The following is a 22,648-nucleotide window of genomic DNA, read 5'->3' on the forward strand; positions in this document are numbered from 1 at the left end:
CGCTTAAGCGAAATACGGGTGCCGCGACGGCGTCAGGCAAGCTCGACCGACAGCAGGCGGGCGAACTGCTGACCGCCATGCATGTCGCGCTCATGCCGCCAGCCCTGGGGATGCGGCCGGGGGTAGGAGATCTTGATCATGCGCAGCGCGTCCACCGGCACACGCTTCACGCCGCCCGGGTCCGTGCCGAACAGCCGGGCGAACAGGTCGGGCCCCAGTTCCGGCGCGTCACGGTAGCGCGCGAAACTGTCGTCGTCGGCGAAAAAGAAATCCACGGTGATCCAGAAAGGACCGGCGTTCTTCGACCGGACGTGCCGGCACACTTCAGCGATCTTAGGCATTCGGCGTCTCCAGATGCTCAACGGTGCCGGTCGATGACACGTCCACCCAATCCGTCCTGACCAGTTCGAACCCGTCCTCGGTCTCGACGACATGGTTGAGCATGAATTCATAAACGCGACCGCGCGGGATCTCGGCCGGCGTGAAGGGGAAGGCGTAGCTGGGCAGTTCCATGTCGAAGCGTATCGGCATGTGGAAGAAATAGGGGTTGCAGGATCGCGCCATGCGGTCGGCCAGGTCCTGGGTGCGCGCCGTCACCACGAACAACACGCCCACGTCGCGCGGGGGTGGGGTATCGGCGGGCACGGGCTGGCCGGACGTGCCGTTCCAGCCGTAAAGGCGGAGCGAGACCTCGAAATCACCCGCTTCATCGCCGAAGGTCGCGGCGATGCGGTCCACCAGCGTCTTGTGCATGCGGTCATGGAATTCATCGAGGTTGGCCAGGACTTCCGGATCCTCGATGCCGATCAGCATGATGGTCTGATAGTCGCCGCCACGGGCCCCCTCCAGCTTCATGGTGTAGGGCATGGGCCGCCAGATGGAGCCGACGACCCGGGTGATGCGCGGCTCGACCTGGGTGTAGACCGCCTCCTTGGCGTCCAGAATGCCGCCCGGTTCCACCAGCAGGAATGGATCGCTGTTCTCATACAGCAGGTGGGCCGAGACGCTTTCGGGCGTGCAGCGATTGCCGGGGTCCAAGGGTTCCATGTCGAAGTGGTTGGCCCCGACATGCATCAGCACGCCGCCCCGCCGCAGGTTGGTCGTGCACTGCCCGCCGCATTCGGCGATCTTGGACGCGTGCCAGGTCTGGGCCACCCCGGCACCCCGCATCAGGGGCACGGCCGACAGTACGGCGGTGTCGGTGGTCCTGCCGCCCAGCACCAGGTTGGCGCCGCGCTGGACGGCATCGATGTAGGGCTCCGGCCCCATCAGGGCCACGATGTGATCGCAGGCGTCGAACAGCTCATCGGTGGCCTGGCCCAGCGGCGCCAGCGGCCGGATCTTCCCCTGCGCCAGCTTGCGCTTCAGCACCGCCGCCGGCTGTTCGCTGTACAGGCAGGCGATGCGCAGGCCTATGCCCAGTTCCCGTGCCGCCTCAATGGCGATGTCACGGGTCCAGTCCACGCTGGAGTCTGCGCCGCAGGTGCCGCATGTGCCCACCAGCACCGGTATGCCGGCCTCATTGGCCATCTGCAGCAGGACGAGGAGATCCTGCTTGATCGACTCCCTGTTCATCTTGGAGACGCCGCGCGCCAGATAGGAGGGGCCGCTGTCCGTCGAACCGGCGTCGACGGCAATGGCATGGGCGCCCTGGGCCAGGCCATAGGCGATGTGTTCCCGTTTCACTCCCGCGCCGAGCATTCCGCTCGGCACGATGACCTTGGTCACCGTCCGTTCCAACTCCGACATTTCCTCGTGTCCCGTCTGTTTATTCTTAGCAAGATGCATAACAAACTTGACCGACGCTACGGAGTAAGGGATAAGTCGTCAATCTTGATTATAAAAGTTTAGAAATGGTCGACGACGACTACATATCGGCCGAAGAGGCCGCGGCGCTGCTGGGTGTCACCATCGACACCTTCTACGTCTATGTGACGCGCAAGAATTTGCGGTCCACGGGCATTCCCAACTCGCGCAAGCGCCGCTATTGGCGCGCCGACGTGGAACAGCTGCGCGGCCGCGGCCGCAAGCCGCCGGCCAGCCCGACGGACTTGGACGCCGAAAGCTCCATCACCCTGCTGACCGAGGACAATCTGTTCTACCGGGGGATCAGCGTCCGGGAACTGGTGAACCGCCCCACCTTCGAAAGCGTGGCCGCCCTGTTGTGGGACGTGGACGCCGACGCCGTGTTCGGCGAGTCGCTGCCGGCTTTTCCCGACACGGTCAAGGCGGTGCGCCACGCGCTGGCGGGGGAATCGCCCCTGGACCAGGCCATCGCCCTCTTCCCCCTGATCGAGAAGGCAAATCCGCGCTCGCAAGACTTCTCACCCACCGGCATGGCCCGGACGGGCGGTGACGTGCTGCGCGCCTTCACGGCGCTGATCATCGGGAATGACCGCCCCGACCGCAGAGCCATCCATGTGAGCATCGCCGAGGCCTTCGGCTTCACCGACCGCCAGGCGGCGCTGATGCGCCATGTCATGATTTTGGCCGCCGACCATGGGCTGGAGCCCGCGACCTTCGCCGTCCGGGCGATTGCCAGCACCGGCGTCTCGCCCTGGCGAGCGGTTTCGACCGGCCTGACCATCGCCATCGGCCGCAAGACGCGCCCGGTCAAGTTCGCCGCCATCGGCCGGCTGGTCCAGGAAATCGTTGAAACGGAACGACCTTTCGAGCCCATCACCCGGCGTGTCCAGGAAGGCGACGCCATCGCCGGCTTCCTGCCCGCCACCAGCGGCCCCGACGTGCGCGCCACCGTGCTGTTGGACCTGCTGGAAGCCGGCTATGCACGCGACGCCGACTTCCAGCGCCTGATGGCGGCCATCGGCGCGGCGCGGGACATCGGCGGCTACGAGCCGGGTTTCGCGCTGCTGGGCGCCTTCGCCGGACTGAAGCTCGGCTTACGCTCGCGCGAGGCCACGTTCTTCCTGGCCCGCGCCGCCGGCTGGATCGCCCACGCCATCGAGCAGAGCCTGGGCGGTGAGCGCGAGCGCCATGAGCCGCACTATCGCGGGCCCCTACCCGGCCTGTGAGCGGGACCGCCCATCCGCGACCACGCAGTCGGCAGGCGGGTCGCCGCCATCCAGCACGGCCACGACCGACCGCGCGGCGATCATGTTGGTGCGGTCCAGCCCTTCGCGGGAGGAGGCGGCGGCATGCGGCGTCGCCACCACGTCGTCGCGCGCCAGCAGGGCGGCGGTGACCTCGCGGTAGTCCGGATCGCTTTCGCTGACGAAGACGTCGAGCCCGGCGCCGGCCAGATGCCCGGCCTCCAGCGCGGCAAGCAGGGCGCGATCGTCCACCAGGCCGCCGCGCGCGGCATTGACCAGGATGGCCCCCGGCCTCATCGCCGCCAGCGCCGCCGCGTCGATCATGAAGCGCGTCGCGGGCGTCAGCGGCGCATGCACGGAAACATAATCGCTGCGCCGCAGCAGTTCCGGTAGCGAAACGAACTCCACCCCCTTAGGGGCATCCGGGGGAACAGGCCCCGGCGTGCAGACCAGTACCGTGGCGTCGAAGCCGCTCAGGCGCTTGATCACGCTCCGCCCGATGCGACCGTATCCGATGATGCCGACGGTCTTGCGGTACAGGTCCGTGCTGATCTGGATGGCCCATTTGCCTGCGGCCATGTCCGCCTGGGACCGCCGGAACCGGCGCCCAACGGCCAGCATCAGGCCGATGGTGTGGTCGGCCACGGCGGCATCGTTGCCACCGGCGGCGATGGTGACCACCCGGCCCAGCTCCCGCGCCGCGGCTAAATCGACCCGCTCATATCCCACCCCCCGCCGGGACACCACCGCCAGGCCCGGCAGGGCTGCCAGCAGCGAGCGGGTGACACGCGCATGCCCGACGATCCAGCCGGCCGCCCCGGCCAGGCAGTCCCGCAATTCGTCTTCCGCCAAATCGCCGTCGGCCCGACCCGGCGGCAGGGCCAACACCTCAGCCTCACAGCCGTGGTCGCGCAGATAATCCAGCGACGCCTGATCGAAAAACTTCTGACTGATAAGGACTCGACGGTTTCCTGCCATGACACCCTCCCCACGCCGCCGCGACGCGCCGTTCATTGACCGATAGGCTCATTGATTGATGGGCGACGAACATGAGGCGGCGCCTGCCAGGCTGTCAAGATTAAGACAACATCCCAGGCATATAACTTAACTATATCAATCAAGATTGACAATATTCGGCCTTGGCTTAGCGTAGCTGAACGATTTTCAGGTTCTGTTAAGCGCCTTAAGCCGCGGGCACCCGTCGCCGCCGGCGACGTTCCCATCATGGCTGACAAACAAAAACCCGCCGCACGAACGGCCGGGCTCAGGGAGGGTGTAAATTGATAAAGGGAAGCTATCGTCTTCGTTGTGGCATCGGCGCCGTCGCGTTGGTGCTGGGCCCGGTCTGGGCCGCCGCCGCGCAGGAGGCGGGGCCGGATGTCGGGCAGTTGGACGAAATCATCGTCACCGCGCAAAAGCGGGCGCAGTCGGCCGACAGCGTCGGCATGTCCATCACCACGCTGAGCGGCGCCGATCTGCAGCGGCAGGGGGTCGACAGCGTCGGCGACCTGGCCCGCGTCGATCCCAGCTTCGTCGTGTCCCAGACCAACTACAGCTCGCCGGTCTACAGCATCCGCGGCGTCAGCTATAACGACTTCTCCATCGCCGCGACGCCCACCGTCAGCGTCTATACCGACGAAGTGCCCTACGCCTATCCGGCGCTGTCCAAGGGGGCGACGTTCGACCTGGAACGGGTGGAGGTGCTGAAGGGACCGCAGGGCACGCTATATGGCCAGAACGCGACCGGTGGCGCCGTCAACTACATCGCCGCCAAGCCCACCAACCAGTTCGAGGCCGGGTTGGACGGCACCCTGGGCCGCTTCGCCGCCGCCGGGCTGGACGGCTTTGTCAGCGGCCCGATCAGCGACACCCTGGCCGGGCGTTTCGCCTTCAGCGTCCGCGAGGGCGGCGACTGGCAGCAGAGCACTACGCGCGACGAAACCTTGGGCCAGCAGAACAGTGTGAAGCTGCGCGCCCTGCTGGACTGGAACCCCACGGATGCGCTGCAGGTCCAGGCCAACTTCAACGGCTTCATCGACCGGTCCGACCTGCCCGCCGCCAACCTGGTCAAGATCGTGCTGCAGCGGCAGTCCTCGGCTGCCCTGGTCCCGAACACGACCAAGGCCAAACCTGGCCCGGATGATCCGGAGGCGGCGGACTGGCTGGCCGGGACCACGCCCCGGGTGGACGAGTCCACCGAGCAGGCGTCGCTGCGCGCCGACTACGCGCTGCCCCGTGGCATGACCCTCACCTATCTCGGCTCATTCCAACACTTCACCCAGAACGACCTGAACGAGCCGCAGGGCGCCAACTATCATTTCAGCCAGCTGCAGAGCGGCATCGTCAACGCCACCTCGCAGGAATTGCGCTTGAGCGGCAAGGAGTTCGACGACCGCCTGAACTGGCTGGTGGGTGCCGACTATGCCAAGGCCTACACGCGCGAAACGCAGTTGTACGACCTCGCCGGCTCCTCCTCCTCCTTCGCCCTGACCAACGTGCCGCTGCTGATCGGCAAGCCGGCCATTCCGCCCTTCAGCGGCAACCGCAGCGATTCCGACGACGATTCGATCAGCCGGGCGGCATTCGGCAACATCGAATACCATCCGCTGGAAGAGCTGGGCATCACCGCCGGCGCCCGGTACACGACGACGGCCATCAGCCATGGCGGGTGCACGCGGGATACCGACGGCAACACCGCCGCCGGCGCCACGGTGATCGAAACCATCCTGAAGCATGGGGTCGGCGTCGTCCCGGCGGTGCGCGGCGGCTGCACGACGCTGGACGCCAGCTCGACGCCCGCCTACATCAACCAGCGGCTGAGCGAGGACAATGTCTCCTGGCGGGTCGGCCTCAACTGGACGCCGGTGGAACGGACCCTGATCTACGGCACGGTCAGCCGCGGCTTCAAGGCCGGCAGCTTCCCGACGCTGTCCGCCTCCTCCTACCTGCAATTGCGGCCGGTCACCCAGGAGGAGTTGCTGGCCTATGAGCTGGGGGTGAAGACCCGCCTGCTGAACAACCGCCTGGAAATCGACGGCGCATTGTTCCACTACGACTACACCAACAAGCAGCTGGAGGCCCGCAGCCTGGATCCGAACGGCGTGTTCGGGCTGCTGAGCGTCCTGGTCAACGTGCCCAAGTCGAAGGAGGACGGTGCCGAGTTCAGCCTGCGCGCCAAGCCCCTGGACAATCTGACCGTCACCGCCAAGACGACGTACCTGCATTCCTTGGTCGAGAGCGACTATTTCGGCTACAACGCCTTCACCACCACGCCGGTCAATTTCAAGGGCCAAGCCTTCCCCAATACACCCCGATGGTCTTTCCTGGTGGACGCCCAGTATGACTGGAGCGTCAGCAGCGCCTACACCGCCTTCGTCGGCGCCAGCGCCCGCTATCAGACCAAGACACAGGGGCTGTTCGGCACCCAGAGCGCCATCAGCCAGGGCTATCCCTCAACCTACAACGCCGACTACGGCGTCATCGACCTGCGGGCCGGCCTATCGTCCGTCAGCGGCACCTGGCGCTTCGAAGGTTTCGTGCGGAACCTCACCAACACCTTCTACGCCATCCAGACCACCCGTGTGGGCGATTCCGTCGTCCGCTTCCAGGGTCAGCCGACCACCTATGGGGTCACAGTCTCCTACCGGTACTGAAGCGCAGCTCAGCACGGGGGGGGGGGGCGGGTCCATGCTGAGCGCGCTGACCACCGTCGCCATCATGGTGTGGCGTTGGCCGCCGTGGCGGCCCGCCCCTTTCACCCCCCAACCGCGCCGGTGCTGCATGATCTTGTGCCGGACGGCGGCTTGGGGCGGACGCTGAATGGATCCCCTTAAAGATAGACCCAGGGGCGGCGTTCCTTGTCAGCCTGGCGCTTCGCCTGGATCTCCGCGCGGCGCAGCAGCGTCAGGTCGATGGCGTCCAGGCCGTGCAACAACATTTCCCGCGCCTCCGGCTCGATGCTGAAGGGATGGGTGCCGCCGTCCGGCGCCGTCACCATCTGCTGCCGCAGGTCCACCGTCACCAGCCGGGTGCGCGGCGCCTCGGCCACCGTTGACGCGATCCAGGTGATCGCGACCGTGGGCAGTTCCACCGGCACGATGCCGTTGCGCACGCAGTTGCCGCGGAAGATGGGGTTGAAGGACGGGGCCAGGATGGCGCGGAAGCCGTATTCGGCCAGCGCCCAGGCGGCGTGTTCCCGGCTGGAGCCGCAGCCGAAATTCTCCCCCGCCAGCAGGATGGCCGCCCCCCGGTAGACCGGATTGTTCAGCACGAAATCCGGGTCGGGGTCGCGGCCGCCCACGGCGGTGTAGCGCCAGCCCGCGAACAGCCCGCCGGCCAGGCCCTTCTTGGAGACGGAGGTCATCTCGCGCGAGGGAATGATGGCGTCGGTATCGATGTTGGGTCGCACCAGCGGCGCGGCGATGGCGGTCAGGGTGGTGAACGGCGTCATGTCAGACTTCCAGCAGGCGGGGATCGGCCAGGCGGCCGGCGACGGCCGACGCCGCCACCGTTTCCGGCGATGCCAGGTGGGAGCGGGTTTCCGGCCCCTGCCGGCTTTCGAAATTGCGGTTGGTGGAGGTGACCACGCGCTGGCGATGGCCGAAGCTTTCCCCCCCGGCGAAGAAGCACATGGAACAGCCGGCCTCCCGCCATTCGAAGCCCGCATCCAGGAAGACGCGGTCCAGCCCCTCGGCCTCCGCTGCGGCCTTCACCCGGCTGGAGCCGGGCACGCAGATGGCCCGCACCCCCGCCGCCACCTTGCGCCCGCGCAGCAGGGCCGCCGCCCGGCGCAAGTCCTCCACCCGGCTGTTGGTGCATGAGCCGATGAAGGCGGCGTCGATGGGCAGGCCCACCAGCGGCGCGCCGGGCGTCACCGCCATGTAGGACAGGGCGCGGTCATAGGCTTCCCGCGTGTTGTGGTCGGCCACGTCCTGGAAGGCGGGCACCGGCTGATCCAGGGGTATGGCGTGCTGGGGGCTGTTGCCCCAGGTGATCATGGGCGCCACCGCCCCGGCGTCGATGGTGATGGCGCGGTCGAACACGGCACCGTCATCGCTGTACAGCTGCCGCCAGGCGGCCACCGCCTGGTCCCACCGGGCCCCCTCGGGCGCGTAAGGGCGGCCCTGGAGATAGTCGAACACCACGTCATCCGGGGCGATGATGGCGGTGAAGGCGGCGAATTCCGTGGCCAGGTTGCACAAGGTCAGCCGTCCCTCGACACTCAGCGCCCGCACCGCCTCCCCGGCATATTCCACCACATAGCCCTTGGCGCCGCCGGCGCCGTGGCGGGCCAGGATGTGCAGCGCCAGGTCCTTGGGCGTGACACCCTGGGCCAAACGGCCATTGACGGTCACCCGCATGGTGCGCGGCCGGCGCACCCGCAGGGTGGCCGTAGCCAGCGCGTGCTCCGCCTCCGTCGAGCCGATGCCCCAGGCCAGCGCGCCCAGCGCCCCCTGGCTGCAGGTGTGGCTGTCGGGGCAGACCAGGGTCAGGCCGGGCAGGACGATGCCCTGCTCGGGGGAGATGACGTGGACGATGCCCTGGCGCGGGTCGCCCAGGTCGAACAGGGTGATGCCGGCCGCCCGCGCCGCCGCCCGGGTGGCGGTGATGAAGGCGGTGCCGGTGGGCATGATGGTGCGGTCGCCCCGGCCCGGCAGCGTATCGACAACATGGTCCATGGTGGCGAAGACCTGGCCGGGTGCCATGACCTTCCGTCCCGCCGCCGCCAGGCTTTCCAGCGCCACGCCGCCAGTGCGCTCATGCAGCAGCACGCGGTCGACCAGCAGCAGTTCCGTCCCGCCGCCCAGGTCGGCCACCTGATGCTCCGCCCAGATTTTTTCGAAAATGGTCCGCATGCCTGTCAACGCCCGCCTGCCGAGGTTCATTTTATTTGTTATATCTCTATAACAAATTGCGGAGGCGCGCCAGCCGGTAAAAAACCGCTATAACCCGCAAGGGCGCGCAGGATGGAGGGAGGGAGGGGCAGTGGTGAAGGAAGCCAAGGGGGTCGTGGACCGGCAGGGGGCCGTGCCGCTGTACCATCAACTGTTCCTGACCTTGCGGGACGAGATCACCAGCGGCCAGCGCGCCTATGGCAGCGCCGTGCCCACGGAACTGGACCTGGTGCGGATCTACGGCGTGTCACGCATCACCGCCCGGCGCTGCCTGGACGAACTGGCGAACAGCGGGTTGGTGGAACGCCGGCGGCGCATCGGCACCCGCGTGATCTTCCAGACCCCCGTGCGCCCGCTGGAGGCCAACATCGACCAGGCGGTGGATTCGCTGGTGGCCTTTGGCCAGAACACCCAGGTCCGCGTGATCGACATCGCGGAGGAAGCGGCCAGCCCCCCCGTGGCCCAGCGTTTCGGCCTGCCCCCCGGGGCCGCCCTGGTGCGCGCCGTGCGCGTCCGCTCCCTGGACGGGGCACCGCTGGGCGAGGTCGTGAGTTATGTGCCCGCCCGCCTGGGGCCGTTGATGACACGGGAGAACCTGACCACCCGGCCCATGCTGGCCCTGTTACGTGGCGCGGGCATCGGCATCGGCCACGCCCGGCAGACCATCGCCGCAGTCTCGGCCGACGCCGCCCTGACCGCCGCGCTGGAGGTGGAGCCCCGCGCGCCCCTGCTGCGCATCGAGCGGCTGGTCAGCGACAGCGCCGGGCAGCCCATCCTGCTGACCATCGCCCACTACCGCGCCGACCGCTATCAGATCACCCTGGATCTGGGCGCCAGCGGCGGCGGCGATGCCGGCGCGCTCGGCACCCAGGTCCATTCCTGACTCATCCCACCACGCCGCGCGTGCGCCAGGCGCCGATCTCCGCCGCCCCATAGCCCAGGCCGGCCAGGATATCGTCGGCGTCCGCGCCCACCTCGGGGATGTCATGGTGCAGGCCGGGACGGCAACCGTCGAATTCCAGCGGCAGGGCCGGCAGCCTGGTGGCGGTGCCGCCGGGGATGGTGACATCCAGCAGGCCGCCCCCGGCGTTCAGATGGGCGTCGTCGAACAGTTCGTCCGGCCGGGTGATGGGGGCGAAGGGCAGGCCCACGCCCTCCAGCCGTTCCACCAGGGCGGCGCGGTCCTCGTTGGCGAACAGGGCGCGCACCCGCGGCAGGATGACGTCGCGCGCCAGCACCCGGTCGTTGTTGCAGGCGTAGGCGGGATCGCCCCCAAGATCATCCAGACCAAAGGCCGTGCAGAAGGCCTGCCATTGACCGTCGCTGACCACGCCGACGAACAGCAGTTCCCCTTCCCGCCGGGTTTCGAACACGTCGTAGATGGCCCAGGCGGACAGGCGCACGGGCATGGGCTGCACCGCCTTCCCCGTCACCGCCTGCTGGGCCATGTGCTGGCCGACCAGGAAGGCCGTCGTCTCGTAGAGGGAGCATTTGACGGCCCCGCCCCGCCCGGTCTGTTGCCGGCGCAGAAGGGCGGCCAGAATGCCGATGACACCGAACATGCCGCCGGCGATATCCACAACCGACGAGCCCGCGCGCAGCGGCCGGCCCGGCGGCCCGGTCATGTAGGCCAGGCCGCCCATCATCTGCGTCACCTCGTCCAAGGCGGTGCGGTGTTCATAGGGACCTGCGAGGAAGCCCTTGGCCGAGCAGTAGACCAGCCCCGGGTTGCTCCGCGCCAGGGCCTCGGGCCCCAGGCCCAGCCGTTCCAGCGTGCCAGGGCGGAAGTTCTCCACCAGCACGTCGGCGCCATCCGCCAGGCGCCGGGCGATGGCCAGACCCTCGGGGCTCTTCAGATCCAGGCACAGGCTGCGCTTGTTGCGGTTGAACATGGGGAAATAGCCGGCGCCGGAGCCCAGCAGCCGGCGCGTCTGGTCCCCGCCCACGGGTTCCACCTTGATCACCGTGGCGCCCAGGTCGCCCAGGATCACCCCCACCGACGGCCCCATGACCATGTGGGTGAATTCAACCACCGTGACGCCGGCCAACGGCAGCGCGTCCCTGTCCATATCCATTCTTGTCTCCCGCCACATCCGCTTCGGGCTCGACAGGCCCTTTTTAATTGATATAGACTTATAACAATAAAACAAGCGGGCCGATGGGACCGGGAGACAAGAGCATGGCAGCTGGGGACGTCCTGATCAGTGAGGTGGGGCCGCGCGACGGCCTGCAAAGCATCACCGCCATCATGCCGCTGGCGGCCAAGAAGGCCTGGATCACGGCGGAAGCCGCGGCCGGCGTGCGGGAGATCGAGGTGGGCAGCTTCGTGCCGGCCAAGCTGCTGCCGCAGTTGGCGGACACGGCCGAGGTGGTGGCCCACGCCAAGACCATCCCCGGCCTGGCCGTGGCGGTGCTGGTGCCCAACGCGCGCGGGGCGGAGGCGGCCATCCAGGCCGGCGCCGACAAGCTGACCCTGCCCCTGTCGGTGTCGGAGACGCACAGCCTGCGCAACCTGCGCCGCACCCACGCCCAGGTGATCGAGGAGGCGAAGGCCATCGCCGCCATGATCACCGCCCTGCCCCCCGACCGGCGTCCGCATTTCGAGGGCAGCCTGTCCACCGCCTTCGGCTGCACCCTGGAAGGCCCCATCCCCGACAGCCAGATCGCCCGCCTGGCGGAGGAACTGATGGCCGCCGGCTGTGACGAGGTCGGGCTGTCGGACACGACGGGCTATGCCGACCCGGCCAGCGTGCGCCGCCTGATCAAGCTGGTCCGCGACACCGTCGGCGCCGACGCCCTGACCGGCATCCACCTGCACAACACGCGCGGCCTGGGCCTGGCCAACGCCCTGGCGGCGCTGGACGCCGGGCTGACCACGCTGGACAGCTCGCTGGGGGGCCTGGGCGGCTGTCCCTTCGCGCCCGGCGCCTCCGGCAACATCGTCACCGAGGACCTGGCCTTCATGCTGGAAGCCATGGGCGTGCGCACGGGCATCGACCTGGACGCCCTGTTCGCCGTGCGGACCATCCTGGCGGAGGCGCTGCCGGGCGAACCGCTGTACGGCTTCGTTACCGCCGCCGGCCTGCCATTGGGCTTCAAGCCCGCTGATCACCACTGAGGGAGACGTCGCATGACCATCGTCGGCACGCGCATGATCCGGGACGACCGGACGGCCCGCCAGATTTTCGAGGACGTGATGGCCAATCCGGCCCGGACCAAGTTCGGCTTCGGCGAGAAACTGGCCATCGTCAACGTGGATTTCCAGAACGCCTATACCCGCATCGACGAGTTCAAGACGGCTTATGAGACCGATCCCCGGCAGATCGAGCATGTGAACCACATCTCTGCCCTGGCGCGGGCCAGGGGCATGCCGGTCATCTGGACCCACGTGGCCTATGCCGAGGATGCCGGCGACGCCGGCGTCTGGGGCACCCGGACCAACACGCCGGACAGCCTGCAGAACATCAAGTACGGCAGCCGGCGGCACGCCTTCGACGACCGGTGCGCAATCGATACGGCCGTCGACGCGATTTACACCAAGCGCATGCCGTCGGCCTTCTTCGAGACGCCCCTGGCCAGCTATCTGGTCTGGCACAAGGTGGACACGGTCATCGTCACCGGCGGTTCCACCTCTGGCTGCGTGCGGGCGACGGCGGTGGACTCCCTCAGCCGCGGCTATCGCACCATCGTTCCCATCGAGACCTGCGCCGACAAGCACGAGAGCTATCACTTCGCCAACCTGACCGACCTGCAGCTGAAATACGCGGATGTTGAGCCGGTGCAGGCGGTCATCGACTGGCTGGAGGCGCGGTGATGGACAAGACACCCCAAACCCCCTTGGTCAACGATCCTGGGCTGTACGACTTCCGCCCCTATCGCGACCGCCACCCCATCCGCTGGCCGGGCGACAAGCCCATCGCCGTCTGGATCTCGCCCAACCTGGAATTCTACGAGATCGATCCGCCGGCCAACCCCTTCCGCAAAAGCTGGACCAAGCCCCACCCCGACGTGGTCGGCTACAGCCACCGCGACTACGCCAACCGCGTCGGCCACTGGCGCATGGCGGAGGTGATGGAGCGCCACGGTTTCACGGGCACGGTGTCCCTGTCCGTGGCGCTGTGCCAGCACCATCCGGAGGTGGTGGAGAACGCCAACGCCCTGGGCTGGGAGTTCTTCAGCCATGGCATCTACAACACCCGCTACACCTACGGCATGGATGAGGCCCAGGAACGGGCCATCATGGAGGACAGCGTCCGCACGGTGCGGGAGGCCACGGGCCAGCGCATCCGGGGCTGGCTGGCCCCCGCCCTGACCCACACCACCCGCACCATGGACCTGCTGGCGGAGATGGGCTTCACCTACACCTGCGACCTTTACCACGACGACCAGCCCGGGCCGGTGCACGTGGCGCGGGGGCGCCTGATTTCCATGCCCTACAGCCTGGAGGTCAACGACCACTATGGCTTCGCCGTCTACAACATGAGCCCCCGGGAATACGCCGACACCCTGATCCGCCAGTACGAGCGCCTGGCGCGGGAGGGGGAGGCATCGGGCACGGTGATGTGCATCCCCCTGCACAGCTACCTGATCGGCCAGCCGCACCGCATCGGCCCGTTCGAGGAAGTGCTGCGCCACATCGCCGCCGATGGCCGCGCCTGGATCACCCGGGCCGGCGACATCGCCCAGCATTTCCTGGCCCACGATTACGACGCGGTGACGGCCGAAACCGCCCGCCCGGCAGCGGAGTGAGCGCCCATGTCCCTGGACCCTTCATATCTGGAGTATCCCCGCCGCCGCCGGGGCATGGACCATGACCTCTACCCCTGGTCCAACCTGTTCGACCGCCCGGCCGTCAGCTGGCCGGGGGGCAAGGGCGTCGCTGTCTGCGTCGTGATCAGCCTGGAATGGTTCCCCCTGACGCCGGCGGACAAGCCCTTCCGGGCACCGGGGCACATGCAGACCCCCTTCCCCGACTATCGCCACTACACCTCCCGCGACTACGGCACCCGCGTCGGCTTCTACCGGCTGCTGGACGCCTTCGCCGCGGTGGGGGCCAAGGTGTCGGTCGCCGTCAACGCCGCCATCGCCCAGCGCTATCCCGCCGTCATCAGCGAGATCATCGCGGCGGGCCATGAGATCATCGCCCATTCCACCGACATGAACGGCACCATCGCCACCGGGTTGGAGGAAGAGGCGGAGCGCGCCCTGATCGGCACGGCGCTGGACGTGCTGGAACAGGCGACGGGCACGCGACCGGCCGGCTGGCTGTCCATCGCGCGCTCGCAATCCTGGAACACCCCCCGCCTGCTGGCCGAGGCCGGCGTGCGCTACATGTGCGACTGGGTGAACGACGACCTGCCCTATGCCATGCGGACCGCGGCCGGCGACATCATGAACCTGCCGCTGAGCCATGAACTGTCCGACCGGCAGATCGTGAACGTGCTGCAGCAGTCGGCCGACAGCTACGTGCGGCAAATCCAGGATGCCTACGCCTGGCTGGACCAGGAATCCCGCACTTATGGCGGGCGCCTGCTGCCGCTGCAGGTGACGCCTTACATCCTGGGCCTGCCCTACCGCATCGACGCCTTCGACGGCCTGCTGCGCTGGCTGAAGGACCAGGACAACGCCTGGTTCGCCACCGGGTCGGAGGTGGTCGGCGCCACGCCGCGCTGATCACCGTCCACGCGAAGGAAGACCCCGCGCGGAAGATCGGCCCGCGCGGGGTTTTCTTTGGCCATACCGGATGCTGAAATGGGAACGGCCCCGCCGATGCGGGGCCGCTCGAAAGTATCGAAAGACCGGGATCAGAACTTGTAGTGTGCCCGCACATCCCAGGTCATGGGCGGGTTCAGGTAGATGGAGGTCGCCGACAGGAAGGAGACCTTGTAGGTCCGGTCCGTGCAGTTCTTGCAGCCGACGGACAGGGTGAGGTTCGGCACCTTCGCCGGTTCGTAGGCCAGGTTCAGGTTCCACAGCACCTGCGGATCGGTCCAGGCGCCGTCCGTGCTGTCGCTGTTGCCGGCGTTGCCGATGGCGTAGCCGTTGTTGTAGTCGAAGCCGACGGTGGGCCGGAAGATGCCGGCCTCGGTGTCGATCTGGTAGGTGGCCGTCACCAGGCCGGTGAAGTCCGGCGCGCGCACCGGACGGGCGATACGGCCCTTGAAGTCGACGAAGCCCCGGTTGCAGTTGTTCGAGATGCCGGAGCTGTTGTTGGAGGCCAGCGCCGCCTGGCAGGCCGCCAGCTGCGCCTGGACATCGCTGGAGATATCGATGTAGCGGGCGTGCTGCACACCGATGGAGCCGCTGAAGGTTAGGCCCCGGATGGGCACCCACTCCGCCTCCAGTTCACCGCCGTAGTTGCGCAGGCCGGCCGGGTTGGTGGTGGTGAAGATGCGCTGGCCGTTGACGGTGTAGGCCGCGGAAATCTGAACGTCCTCCGCCTCGCTGTAGAAGGCGGTGGCATTCAGGCGCAGCGTGTGGTCGAAGAAATCGCCGCGCATGCCCAGCTCCTCCGACCACACCTTTTCCGGCTTGAAGGCCAGGAACAGGTTGTTGGCCAGGGCGCGGCCGTTCCAGCCGCCCGACTTCTCACCCCGCGTGGCGGAAGCGTAGACCATCAGGCTGGGGTCAATCTGGTAGGACAGGGCGAACCGGGGCGTCACGAACTCGTTTTCCAGGTCGGTCGGGATGCCGGCGGCCTCGATCAGGGCGGTGCTGAACAGCGGCCCCTTGCCCCCGGCGTTGGTCGCGACCTTCAGCTGCTTCTCCTCCTTCGACAGGCGGACACCGACGGTGGCGGTCAGCGCGTCGGTCAGCTTGTAGTCGCCTTGGGCGTAGGTGGCGTAGGAGTCCAGCGTGTTCTTGATGGTGCGGTCGCCACTGACCGTGAAGCCGGAGGCGGTGCCGACACCCGTACCCAGGTCGGTCCAGTTGTTCTCATGCAGGTAATAGAAGCCGACGGTGTAGTTCAGGCGGTTGTCCAGCGCCTGGCCATTGGCCTTGAACTCCTGCGACCACTGCTGATGCAGGCTGTAGTTCAGGATGGGGGACACGCCGGTGGCGACGGGATTGGGCGCCGCCGGGTTGGAGTCGATGAAATAGCGCTGGGTGGTCTGGCGGAAACCGGTGATGGAGTTCAGCGTCAGGTCGTCCAGTTCCCAGGCGGCGTTGGAACTCAGCGACCAGCTTTTGGTGGAGTTGCCGACCTCGTTGTTGGCCTTGGTGCCGGTGAAGTATTTGGCCAGCGCGCCCTGGGTGATGCCGATGGTGGCGATGCGGTCGCCCGTCGCCGGATCGACGCGGTTGATCAGATTGGCCTCGTTCTCATCGACGTAGTCGCCGGCCAGGTCGATGGTCACCCGGTCCGTCGGCAGCAGGCGGACGGCACCCCGCACGCCGTAGGAGTCGGTGCCGTTCAGCTTGTCGCCGGTGTTGACTTGCCGGACATAGCCGTCGCTGCGGTCGCGGTACATGCTGACCTTGGTCAGCACCTTGTCCGACAGGGGCGCGTCCATGCTGGCCCGGATGTCGGTCTCACCGAAGCGGCCGGCGCCGGCCTCCAGGTAGCCGCCGGCGGTGGCCGAGGGCTTCTTCATAATGACGTTGATGGCGCCACCGGTGGTATTGCGGCCGAACAGCGTGCCCTGGGGACCGCGCAGCACCTCGATGCGCTCCACATCGAACAGGCCGAAATTGTTGGCGTTCTGGCGCGAGATGTAGACGTCATCGACATAGGTGCCCACCGGCACGTCCTGCGTGGCGATGGATTCCGTGTTGCCGATACCGCGGATGTAATAGGTGTTGGAACTGCCCAGGCCGACGTTGTTGTTGCCGATCAGGTTGGGAATGTGCTGGATCAGGTCGATGGTATCGCGGATCTGCCGGTCCTGCAGATCCGCCGCCCCCAGCGACGACACCGCCAGCGGCACGTCCTGCAGGTTCTGCTGACGGCGCTGGGCCGTCACGATGATTTCCTCGAGCTGGCTGGCATCGGCCGCCTGCGGTGGTGCCGGCTGGGCCGTGGAAGGGGCAGCCGATTGCGCCAGGGCCGGCATGGCCGCCAGCGCGCCGAACAAGGCAAGGATGGAAACTCCCCGAATTTTACCCGTCATCATGAATGCTCCCGTTCTTTTGATTTGAAGGTGAGGGGCGTGTCCGCCCTCGCTCTCACCAGGCTGTTGGGTTGGCCGGCATTTCGCCGCGGTAGGCCTCCATATCCGGGGGCAACACCGGGTCGTAGGCCGGCCACCATTGGAAGGGCCGTTCCGCCTGGACGTAGTTCGTCGTCAGCGGGCCGCCCTTGGTGCGGAAGAAGTAAAGGTTGCCTGTCAGGGTGCCGTAGGGGCCGTGCGGCGCCTCCGGCGGCCGCCAGAAATAGGCGCCGGGCCGCATGACGCCGCGGTTGCCGTGCACCTCGCCGCTCAGCAGGTACATCTCCTCGACGGTGGGATGAACCTCCGACCGTTCGGCCCAGCGCACCGGCAGGGTGCCCAGCATCCAGGAGACATCGCCGGTGACCGGGTCCTTGTAGAGCAACTTGCGCCCGGCGCCCGGCGGGAACTCCGGATGGAAGTTGCCGGTGTAGGGCACCTGATAGCCGTCCAGCCGCGCCACCAGGCGGGCGGGATCGTAGCCGGTGACCGGGACCGCCCGGTCAGGCGCCGCCGACAGGAAGGTCAGGACCACGGCGCCGCCGGGGCTGTCCAGCCCACCCCGCTCATACCCCGCCGGCAGGTGGGCGTAGGCCAGGTGGCCGTACTCCTGGCCGGCCATCGTCAGCGTGCCATCCAGGACCAGGAACTCCTCGTCCACCACCAGGCGGGACGCCGGGGCGGTGAAGCCGGCGGGATAACGGACCAGCATGCTGACCGCACCCGTGGCGTCGTCGTGGCTCAACACCTTGGCCTCGACGCCGTCACGCAGGCCCCACAGGGTGTGGGGTTGCCAGGGAATGTATTGGGCTTGAATGAATTCGATCCAGGAACGCGCCAAGATTCAGGCTCCTAACTGCAATGAAATCAACGGGGGGCCGGGACTTCGCCCCGCAACGGCGCTTTCGGGTCGTCGCTTTCGCTCAAGACCCGCATCAGCTTGCGCATGGCCACCTCCAGCTCGGCCCGCGACCGGGCCAGCACGGCGGCGTCCTCGGCCAGGGCGTCCGCCTGGCCCGGGGCGATGACACCCATCCGGGCCAGCGCCGTTTCCAGGGCCAGGCGCCGCGTGCGCTCGATGTGCAACTGAGACGCCAGTTCGAACACCAGGCCGGTCAGGCGCTCCACATCGGGCGCCATGGGCGGCAGGGGGGGGTAGCTGCGATCGGTCATTGCGGCTTCTCCGCTTCCAGGACGGCCCAGGGGAAATGCCACTCGGCACGGGTGGGCCAGGACAGGTCGGGCAGGCGACCGCGCCCCCGTTCGTCGAAGGCCACCCAGCGGGCGTTCACCAGGCCGGCGGCGGCGGCCATGGCCGGCAGGTCGGCGGCGATCATGGGCGGCAGGAAGGGCTCGTTGTTGCGGGCGCCGTGTTCCACCATGGCCAGGTCGCGCAGGCCGTCGCCTGTGCGCTGGAAATCCAGGAAACGCAGCACGCCGCCGGGGGCCAGCAGGCGCGACGCCTCCGTGAATACCGCCGGCAGCACGTCGGCCGGCACCTCATGCACGAACATGGTGGAGGTGACGAGGTCGGCGCTCCCCCCCTCCAGCCCCGTGGCCGCCGCGTCGGCCTGACGGAAGCGAACGGCCAGCTTGCGCTCGCTGGCCCGGCGGGCGGCCAGTTCCACGCAGGGCAGCGCCAAGTCCACGCCGATGACCTCGGCCTCCGGATAGGCCTGTTTCAGCGGCCAGGCGGACTTGCCGAAGCCGCAGCCGAGATCGACCATGCGGCGATAGGACCGCTTGGGCAGCGCGGTTTCCACGAACAGGCGGTGGAAGGCGTAGTCGTCATTCTCCCCCAGCATCACCAGCCGGGCGCCCAGTTCATAGATCCGGCCGGCCAGGTCGTGCGACCACACCCCGCCCGGCTGCACGTGGATGTCCCAGTCGGTGTACCAGTCCGGCAGCAGCAGGCCGGGATCCACCTCCACCGTGGCCGGCCCGTCGGGCCCTGGCGGCAACGCGCCCTGGCGGACCACCGCGTCGGATACCGCCCGCCACAGCATCTTCTGCGACCCGCGCTCCAGCCAGGAGAACCAGGGGTAGGTCGCCAGCCCATGCACCAGCGGCGCCAGGCTTTCGGGGTCGTTCACCGGTGCCGATGACGGCGCGGCGGCGTCGAAGTCGGCCCGCAGGCGGGGATAGACCGTTCCGGCCCAATGCCGCCGCAGGCTCAGCACGAAATCCAGAGCAGCCCTGTCCTCAATGGCCATAGCCATGATACTGCCTCCATATATTTATTGGTTTTTTGCTTGCTCCCGGCGTCGGTCACGGTGGACCGACGAACTCGATCCATTCGCCGGCGGCACCTTGAAGACAGGCGCTGGCGCCACCGCCGGGCAACAGCGCCGCGTGGGTCCGCAGGCCAGCGAAGACGCGCGGGTCATCCACGCTGAAACTGACCATCGCCATGCCGGGCGGCAGCTCGCCGGGGGCGGTTTCCCGCGGCCGGGTCACGGCCGGATAGGCGTCCAGTTCGATCAGGGTGCCGCGCGGCAGCTTGACCAGGCCGTGGGCATGCTCCGTCTCCGGTGGCAGGCCGTTGGCCCAGGAAATCACCTGCACCCGCGTCGACACCGGCGGATCGATGGCGTTGGCGAAGCCGGCGTAGGTGGCGAACAGCGCACCCAGGTCAGGCCCGCCGGCGACGACAATGAAGACATGGCCGACGAAGGCGGCGGCCTGTGCCAGGTCCAATCCGCTGCCCGAGCCTACCTGGGTGAGGTACAGGCACTCCCCCGCCGGCCCCAGGACCTGCATGGCGCGGATCATGGGGAAGCGCTGCAGGCTCTTGGGCGGGCCGATGACGCGGAACGCCGATCCTTCCAGCCGGGCGGCCAGCGCGTCCACGTCCTGGACCACGATCTCCGTGGCGTTCCAGCCGTGGGTGGTCAGCGCCTGCCAGCCGGCCGCCGCTGGACTTTCCACGAAGCGCAGCCAGGCCGGGGTGCCACAGGCCGGGGCCAGGGTCAGGTAGCGCCGCCCCGCCATGGCCGGCGCCCCCCACGCCGCCGCCGTGTCCGCCGGCAGGATGCCCTCATCCACCGGCTGGTAACCCAACACGGAACCGTAGGCCGCCCGGATCACCGCCAGGTCCGGCACCACATGGGTGACGGCCCGGATGGTCCCCAGCAGGGGCGCCCCGCCCTCGGTCATGCTCAATCCCCCTTCGCAATCATCTTTTCCACCGCCACCACGCCGGCGCAGTAGGCGGGCATGCCCAGGGCCAGGACGGTCAGCGCCGTCACACCGATCACCAGGGCCTCGATGCTCATGGCCCAGCCCAGCCGCGCCGGGTCGCCGAACAGGTCGGTCATCCATCCCACCGGCGGCGGGCCGATCAACTGGCCGGAGATGCTGATCACCAGGTAGTAGACGGCGGTGGCCTGCGACTTGATCTGCCCGGGGGCGATCAGGGTCAGGGACGCCGGGCCCGCGGCGGCGGCCATGGCCTGGCCGACGAAGGCGAAGAACAGGGCGGCGATGGCCAACGGCGCCGATGGCATCATGGGATAAGCGGCGAAACCGGGAACCGCGATCAATAACCCCACCAGCAGGGCGCGCAGCGTCGCGTCCTTGCGCCCCAGGCGGATCCAGCGGTTGGTCAGCCAGATTCCCAGGCCGGTGCCCAGGGGGCCACCGGTCAGAAACAGGATGCCGGTGGCGATGCCCATGTCCCGGACGTTCCAGCCGAAACTGCGCTGGAACAGGGTGGCGTTCCAGAAGGCCAGCGACCCCATGGTGACGCAGGCGGCCGAGCCGACGAACAGCACCCCGAAGGTGCGCCACCGCCTCAGGATGAAGCGCAGCGCCTGGGCGATGGACGCCTGCCCGCCTTGCAGTCCGCTGTCGGCGTCCACCGCCCGGTCCTGGCGCTCAGGCTCGGCGAACGTGAACATCAGCAGGGCCAGCGTCAGGCCGGGCAGGCCGACGACCAGGAAACTCAGCTGCCAGGCGTGCAACTCCCCCAGCAGGGGCACAGCCATCACCGGCAGGCCGGCGATGGCGTGAACCAGGGGACCGCCCAGCAGGAAGGCGATGCCCGCCCCCAGGAAGGTGCCCGACATGAAGACGCTGAGCGCCCGGGCCCGCCGCTGGCGGGGAAACCGGTCACTGACCAGCGACACGGCGCACGGGGCGATCGCGGCCTCCCCCAACCCCACGCCCAGGCGGGCGGCGAACAGGGCCGGGAAACCCCGGGCCAGGCTGGCGGCGGCCGTCATGCAGCACCAGATGGTGATGCCGGCGGCCAGGATGCCGCGCCGGCTGAACCGGTCCGCCATCCAGCCCATGGGCAGGCCCATGAGCACGTAGAACACGCCGAACGCCGGCCCCAGCAGCAGCCCCACCTGGAAATCGGTCAACCCCAGATCGGTCTTGATCGGGGTGATCAACAGGCTGGGTAAAAAGCGGTCAATGTAAGAAACGACCTGGGCTGCTGTGAGCAGGATTACCATGTACCAGCCCGATCGGAGCGCTGTGCGAATCTTGCCAGCACAGGACCCAACTGCCTTCCCGTTTATGAAAGCACTGTTCATTCCCCGTGCTCCCCGTTTGTTAGTCCTACGGTTAAGGAAATATCACTTGATGACAAACGATATGATCTGACCTCATATGTGAATAGTTTTCACAGTACGAAGCCAGAGGCCGCGCCGATGCAGACTCTTCCATCCATCCAGACCTTGCGGGCCCTGGACTCCGCCGCCACCCACGGCAGCTATTCCGCGGCGGCGGATGAGCTGGGCCTGACGCACGGCGCCATCAGTCACCGCATCCGGGAATTGGAGGAGCGGCTGGGCATCCCGCTGTTCCGCCGGGTGGGCCGCGGCATGGCCCCGACCCGTGAGGCCGTGACCATCATCGCCCATGTGCGCCAAGCCCTGGCGATCCTGGAACGCGCCTTTCCCAACCGCCGTCACGTCAATGGCGGCCGGCTGGTCGTCAGCATCCATCCGGCCTTGGCCACGCGCTGGCTGCTGCCCCGGCTGCGCGGCTTCACCCAGATCATGCCCCAGGTGTCGGTGGAAATCCGCTCCACCGCCGACCTGGAGGAGTTTCTGGTGCCGGGCATCGACCTGGCCATCCGCTATGGCGCTGGCGACTGGCCCAATTCCGTCAGCCAGCGCCTGGGGGGCGAGGTGCTGTTCCCCGTATGCTCCCCCGAGTATCGCGACCGCCTGGGCATAGAGACGCCGGAGGATCTGGCGCGCTGCACCATCTTGCGCCACGGCTGGCAAAGCTGGTCGGCCTGGCTGCGCGTGGCCGGCCTGCGCCTGCAGGAACCGACGGCGGGGCTGACCCTGTCCGACAGCTCCATGCTGATCGAGGTGGCCAGCAGCGGCCAGGGCGTGGCGCTGGCCGGCAGCCTGATGGTGCAGGAGGAGATCCGCCGGGGGCGCCTGGTACGCCTGTTCGACATCCAGGCGGAGGATATCTACGGCTATTACCTGGTGTGGCCGGCCGGCACGGCCCTGAGCACCAGCGCCCTCGCCTTCCGGTCCTGGGTCACCGACTGCTTCAACAACACCCAGGCGGACATCGCCGCCCTGTGATG

Annotated in this window: 20 protein-coding genes; 8 read left to right on the top strand and 12 right to left on the bottom strand. The window is 68.0% G+C overall.

What is annotated here, in order from left to right:
- Nucleotides 1–32: 32 nt before the first annotated feature.
- Nucleotides 33–341, bottom strand: coding sequence for a DUF4387 domain-containing protein (locus FBZ89_RS13345; RefSeq protein ID WP_145615871.1), 309 nt, complete (start codon nt 339–341; stop codon nt 33–35).
- The gene (locus tag FBZ89_RS13350; RefSeq protein ID WP_246172179.1) at nt 334–1,749 is read right to left on the bottom strand and encodes an acyclic terpene utilization AtuA family protein; all 1,416 of its coding nucleotides are present in this window, start codon (nt 1,747–1,749) and stop codon (nt 334–336) included. Before FBZ89_RS13350 ends, FBZ89_RS13345 begins: the two co-directional genes overlap by 8 nt.
- Before the next feature lie 104 nt (nt 1,750–1,853).
- On the opposite strand from FBZ89_RS13350, the gene FBZ89_RS13355 reads away from it, so the two are divergent.
- A complete protein-coding gene (locus FBZ89_RS13355; protein WP_145750467.1) occupies nt 1,854–3,032 on the top strand; it encodes a citrate synthase in 1,179 nt (392 codons plus the stop codon).
- Here FBZ89_RS13355 and FBZ89_RS13360 read toward each other — a convergent pair.
- A complete protein-coding gene (locus tag FBZ89_RS13360; RefSeq protein ID WP_145750468.1) occupies nt 3,018–4,028 on the bottom strand; it encodes a phosphoglycerate dehydrogenase in 1,011 nt (336 codons plus the stop codon). The genes FBZ89_RS13355 and FBZ89_RS13360 overlap by 15 nt on opposite strands.
- A 302-nt stretch (nt 4,029–4,330) precedes the next feature.
- On the opposite strand from FBZ89_RS13360, the gene FBZ89_RS13365 reads away from it, so the two are divergent.
- Nucleotides 4,331–6,703 (top strand): TonB-dependent receptor, encoded by a 2,373-nt coding sequence (locus FBZ89_RS13365; protein WP_145750469.1) that lies wholly within the window; start codon nt 4,331–4,333, stop codon nt 6,701–6,703.
- Between the two features lie 176 nt (nt 6,704–6,879).
- Here FBZ89_RS13365 and leuD read toward each other — a convergent pair whose 3' ends face one another.
- Both leuD and FBZ89_RS13375 read right to left on the bottom strand, forming a co-directional pair.
- On the bottom strand, nt 6,880–7,500 hold the full coding sequence (gene leuD, locus FBZ89_RS13370) for a 3-isopropylmalate dehydratase small subunit (protein ID WP_145750470.1): 621 nt from the start codon (nt 7,498–7,500) through the stop codon (nt 6,880–6,882).
- Nucleotide 7,501: 1 nt separating this feature from the next.
- Nucleotides 7,502–8,905, bottom strand: a complete 1,404-nt coding sequence (locus tag FBZ89_RS13375) for a 3-isopropylmalate dehydratase large subunit (RefSeq protein WP_246172180.1) — start codon at nt 8,903–8,905, stop codon at nt 7,502–7,504.
- Nucleotides 8,906–9,038: 133 nt separating this feature from the next.
- Here FBZ89_RS13375 and FBZ89_RS13380 point away from each other — a divergent pair, with 133 nt between their 5' ends.
- Nucleotides 9,039–9,827, top strand: a complete 789-nt coding sequence (locus FBZ89_RS13380; RefSeq protein WP_145750472.1) for a GntR family transcriptional regulator — start codon at nt 9,039–9,041, stop codon at nt 9,825–9,827.
- Between the two features lies 1 nt (nt 9,828).
- On the opposite strand, the gene FBZ89_RS13385 is transcribed toward FBZ89_RS13380, so the two are convergent.
- Entirely contained in the window at nt 9,829–11,019 is a 1,191-nt protein-coding gene (locus tag FBZ89_RS13385) for a CaiB/BaiF CoA transferase family protein (RefSeq protein ID WP_246172181.1), read from the bottom strand.
- 104 nt (nt 11,020–11,123) lie between these two features.
- Here FBZ89_RS13385 and FBZ89_RS13390 point away from each other — a divergent pair, with 104 nt between their 5' ends.
- From FBZ89_RS13390 to FBZ89_RS13405, 4 genes are read left to right on the top strand one after another with little or no spacing between them, the layout of a single operon-like run.
- Entirely contained in the window at nt 11,124–12,062 is a 939-nt protein-coding gene (locus FBZ89_RS13390) for a hydroxymethylglutaryl-CoA lyase (protein ID WP_145750473.1), read from the top strand.
- Nucleotides 12,063–12,074: 12 nt separating this feature from the next.
- Nucleotides 12,075–12,758, top strand: coding sequence for an isochorismatase family protein (locus FBZ89_RS13395; protein WP_145750474.1), 684 nt, complete (start codon nt 12,075–12,077; stop codon nt 12,756–12,758).
- Entirely contained in the window at nt 12,758–13,693 is a 936-nt protein-coding gene (locus tag FBZ89_RS13400; RefSeq protein WP_145750475.1) for a polysaccharide deacetylase family protein, read from the top strand. Before FBZ89_RS13395 ends, FBZ89_RS13400 begins: the two co-directional genes overlap by 1 nt.
- 6 nt (nt 13,694–13,699) lie before the next feature.
- Nucleotides 13,700–14,617, top strand: a complete 918-nt coding sequence (locus tag FBZ89_RS13405; protein WP_145750476.1) for a polysaccharide deacetylase family protein — start codon at nt 13,700–13,702, stop codon at nt 14,615–14,617.
- Between the two features lie 131 nt (nt 14,618–14,748).
- On the opposite strand, the gene FBZ89_RS13410 is transcribed toward FBZ89_RS13405, so the two are convergent.
- The 6 genes from FBZ89_RS13410 to FBZ89_RS13435 are packed head-to-tail and all read right to left on the bottom strand — an operon-like array spanning nt 14,749 to nt 21,551.
- Complete coding sequence (locus tag FBZ89_RS13410; RefSeq protein ID WP_145750477.1) at nt 14,749–17,058, bottom strand: TonB-dependent receptor; 2,310 nt, start codon at nt 17,056–17,058, stop codon at nt 14,749–14,751.
- A gap of 52 nt (nt 17,059–17,110) precedes the next feature.
- Nucleotides 17,111–17,935: a cupin domain-containing protein gene (locus tag FBZ89_RS13415; protein ID WP_145750478.1), complete on the bottom strand. Its 825-nt coding sequence runs from the start codon at nt 17,933–17,935 to the stop codon at nt 17,111–17,113.
- A 26-nt stretch (nt 17,936–17,961) separates the two neighbouring features.
- Nucleotides 17,962–18,267 (bottom strand): hypothetical protein, encoded by a 306-nt coding sequence (locus tag FBZ89_RS13420; RefSeq protein WP_145750479.1) that lies wholly within the window; start codon nt 18,265–18,267, stop codon nt 17,962–17,964.
- The gene (locus tag FBZ89_RS13425) at nt 18,264–19,313 is read right to left on the bottom strand and encodes a class I SAM-dependent methyltransferase (RefSeq protein WP_145750480.1); all 1,050 of its coding nucleotides are present in this window, start codon (nt 19,311–19,313) and stop codon (nt 18,264–18,266) included. Before FBZ89_RS13425 ends, FBZ89_RS13420 begins: the two co-directional genes overlap by 4 nt.
- 49 nt (nt 19,314–19,362) lie before the next feature.
- A complete protein-coding gene (locus FBZ89_RS13430; RefSeq protein ID WP_145750481.1) occupies nt 19,363–20,250 on the bottom strand; it encodes a VOC family protein in 888 nt (295 codons plus the stop codon).
- Between the two features lie 2 nt (nt 20,251–20,252).
- A complete protein-coding gene (locus FBZ89_RS13435; protein WP_186457345.1) occupies nt 20,253–21,551 on the bottom strand; it encodes an MFS transporter in 1,299 nt (432 codons plus the stop codon).
- A 198-nt stretch (nt 21,552–21,749) separates the two neighbouring features.
- Here FBZ89_RS13435 and FBZ89_RS13440 point away from each other — a divergent pair, with 198 nt between their 5' ends.
- Nucleotides 21,750–22,646 (top strand): LysR substrate-binding domain-containing protein, encoded by an 897-nt coding sequence (locus FBZ89_RS13440; protein ID WP_145750483.1) that lies wholly within the window; start codon nt 21,750–21,752, stop codon nt 22,644–22,646.
- The last annotated feature ends 2 nt before the right edge of the window (nt 22,647–22,648 follow it).

The sequence above is a fragment of the Nitrospirillum amazonense genome (assembly GCF_007828045.1).
GTDB classification, from domain to species: Bacteria; Pseudomonadota; Alphaproteobacteria; order Azospirillales; family Azospirillaceae; genus Nitrospirillum; species Nitrospirillum amazonense_C.

Excerpts from the sequence above, each read along its gene's own strand:
- FBZ89_RS13345 (WP_145615871.1), bottom strand. The coding sequence starts at position 341 with ATGCCTAAGATCGCTGAAGTGTGCCGGCACGTCCGGTCGAAGAACGCC.
- FBZ89_RS13350 (WP_246172179.1), bottom strand. The coding sequence starts at position 1,749 with ATGTCGGAGTTGGAACGGACGGTGACCAAGGTCATCGTGCCGAGCGGA.
- FBZ89_RS13355 (WP_145750467.1), top strand. The coding sequence starts at position 1,854 with ATGGTCGACGACGACTACATATCGGCCGAAGAGGCCGCGGCGCTGCTG.
- FBZ89_RS13360 (WP_145750468.1), bottom strand. The coding sequence starts at position 4,028 with ATGGCAGGAAACCGTCGAGTCCTTATCAGTCAGAAGTTTTTCGATCAG.
- leuD (WP_145750470.1), bottom strand. The coding sequence starts at position 7,500 with ATGACGCCGTTCACCACCCTGACCGCCATCGCCGCGCCGCTGGTGCGA.
- FBZ89_RS13375 (WP_246172180.1), bottom strand. The coding sequence starts at position 8,905 with ATGCGGACCATTTTCGAAAAAATCTGGGCGGAGCATCAGGTGGCCGAC.
- FBZ89_RS13385 (WP_246172181.1), bottom strand. The coding sequence starts at position 11,019 with ATGGATATGGACAGGGACGCGCTGCCGTTGGCCGGCGTCACGGTGGTT.
- FBZ89_RS13390 (WP_145750473.1), top strand. The coding sequence starts at position 11,124 with ATGGCAGCTGGGGACGTCCTGATCAGTGAGGTGGGGCCGCGCGACGGC.
- FBZ89_RS13395 (WP_145750474.1), top strand. The coding sequence starts at position 12,075 with ATGACCATCGTCGGCACGCGCATGATCCGGGACGACCGGACGGCCCGC.
- FBZ89_RS13400 (WP_145750475.1), top strand. The coding sequence starts at position 12,758 with ATGGACAAGACACCCCAAACCCCCTTGGTCAACGATCCTGGGCTGTAC.
- FBZ89_RS13405 (WP_145750476.1), top strand. The coding sequence starts at position 13,700 with ATGTCCCTGGACCCTTCATATCTGGAGTATCCCCGCCGCCGCCGGGGC.
- FBZ89_RS13410 (WP_145750477.1), bottom strand. The coding sequence starts at position 17,058 with ATGATGACGGGTAAAATTCGGGGAGTTTCCATCCTTGCCTTGTTCGGC.
- FBZ89_RS13420 (WP_145750479.1), bottom strand. The coding sequence starts at position 18,267 with ATGACCGATCGCAGCTACCCCCCCCTGCCGCCCATGGCGCCCGATGTG.
- FBZ89_RS13425 (WP_145750480.1), bottom strand. The coding sequence starts at position 19,313 with ATGGCTATGGCCATTGAGGACAGGGCTGCTCTGGATTTCGTGCTGAGC.
- FBZ89_RS13430 (WP_145750481.1), bottom strand. The coding sequence starts at position 20,250 with ATGACCGAGGGCGGGGCGCCCCTGCTGGGGACCATCCGGGCCGTCACC.
- FBZ89_RS13435 (WP_186457345.1), bottom strand. The coding sequence starts at position 21,551 with ATGGTAATCCTGCTCACAGCAGCCCAGGTCGTTTCTTACATTGACCGC.
- FBZ89_RS13440 (WP_145750483.1), top strand. The coding sequence starts at position 21,750 with ATGCAGACTCTTCCATCCATCCAGACCTTGCGGGCCCTGGACTCCGCC.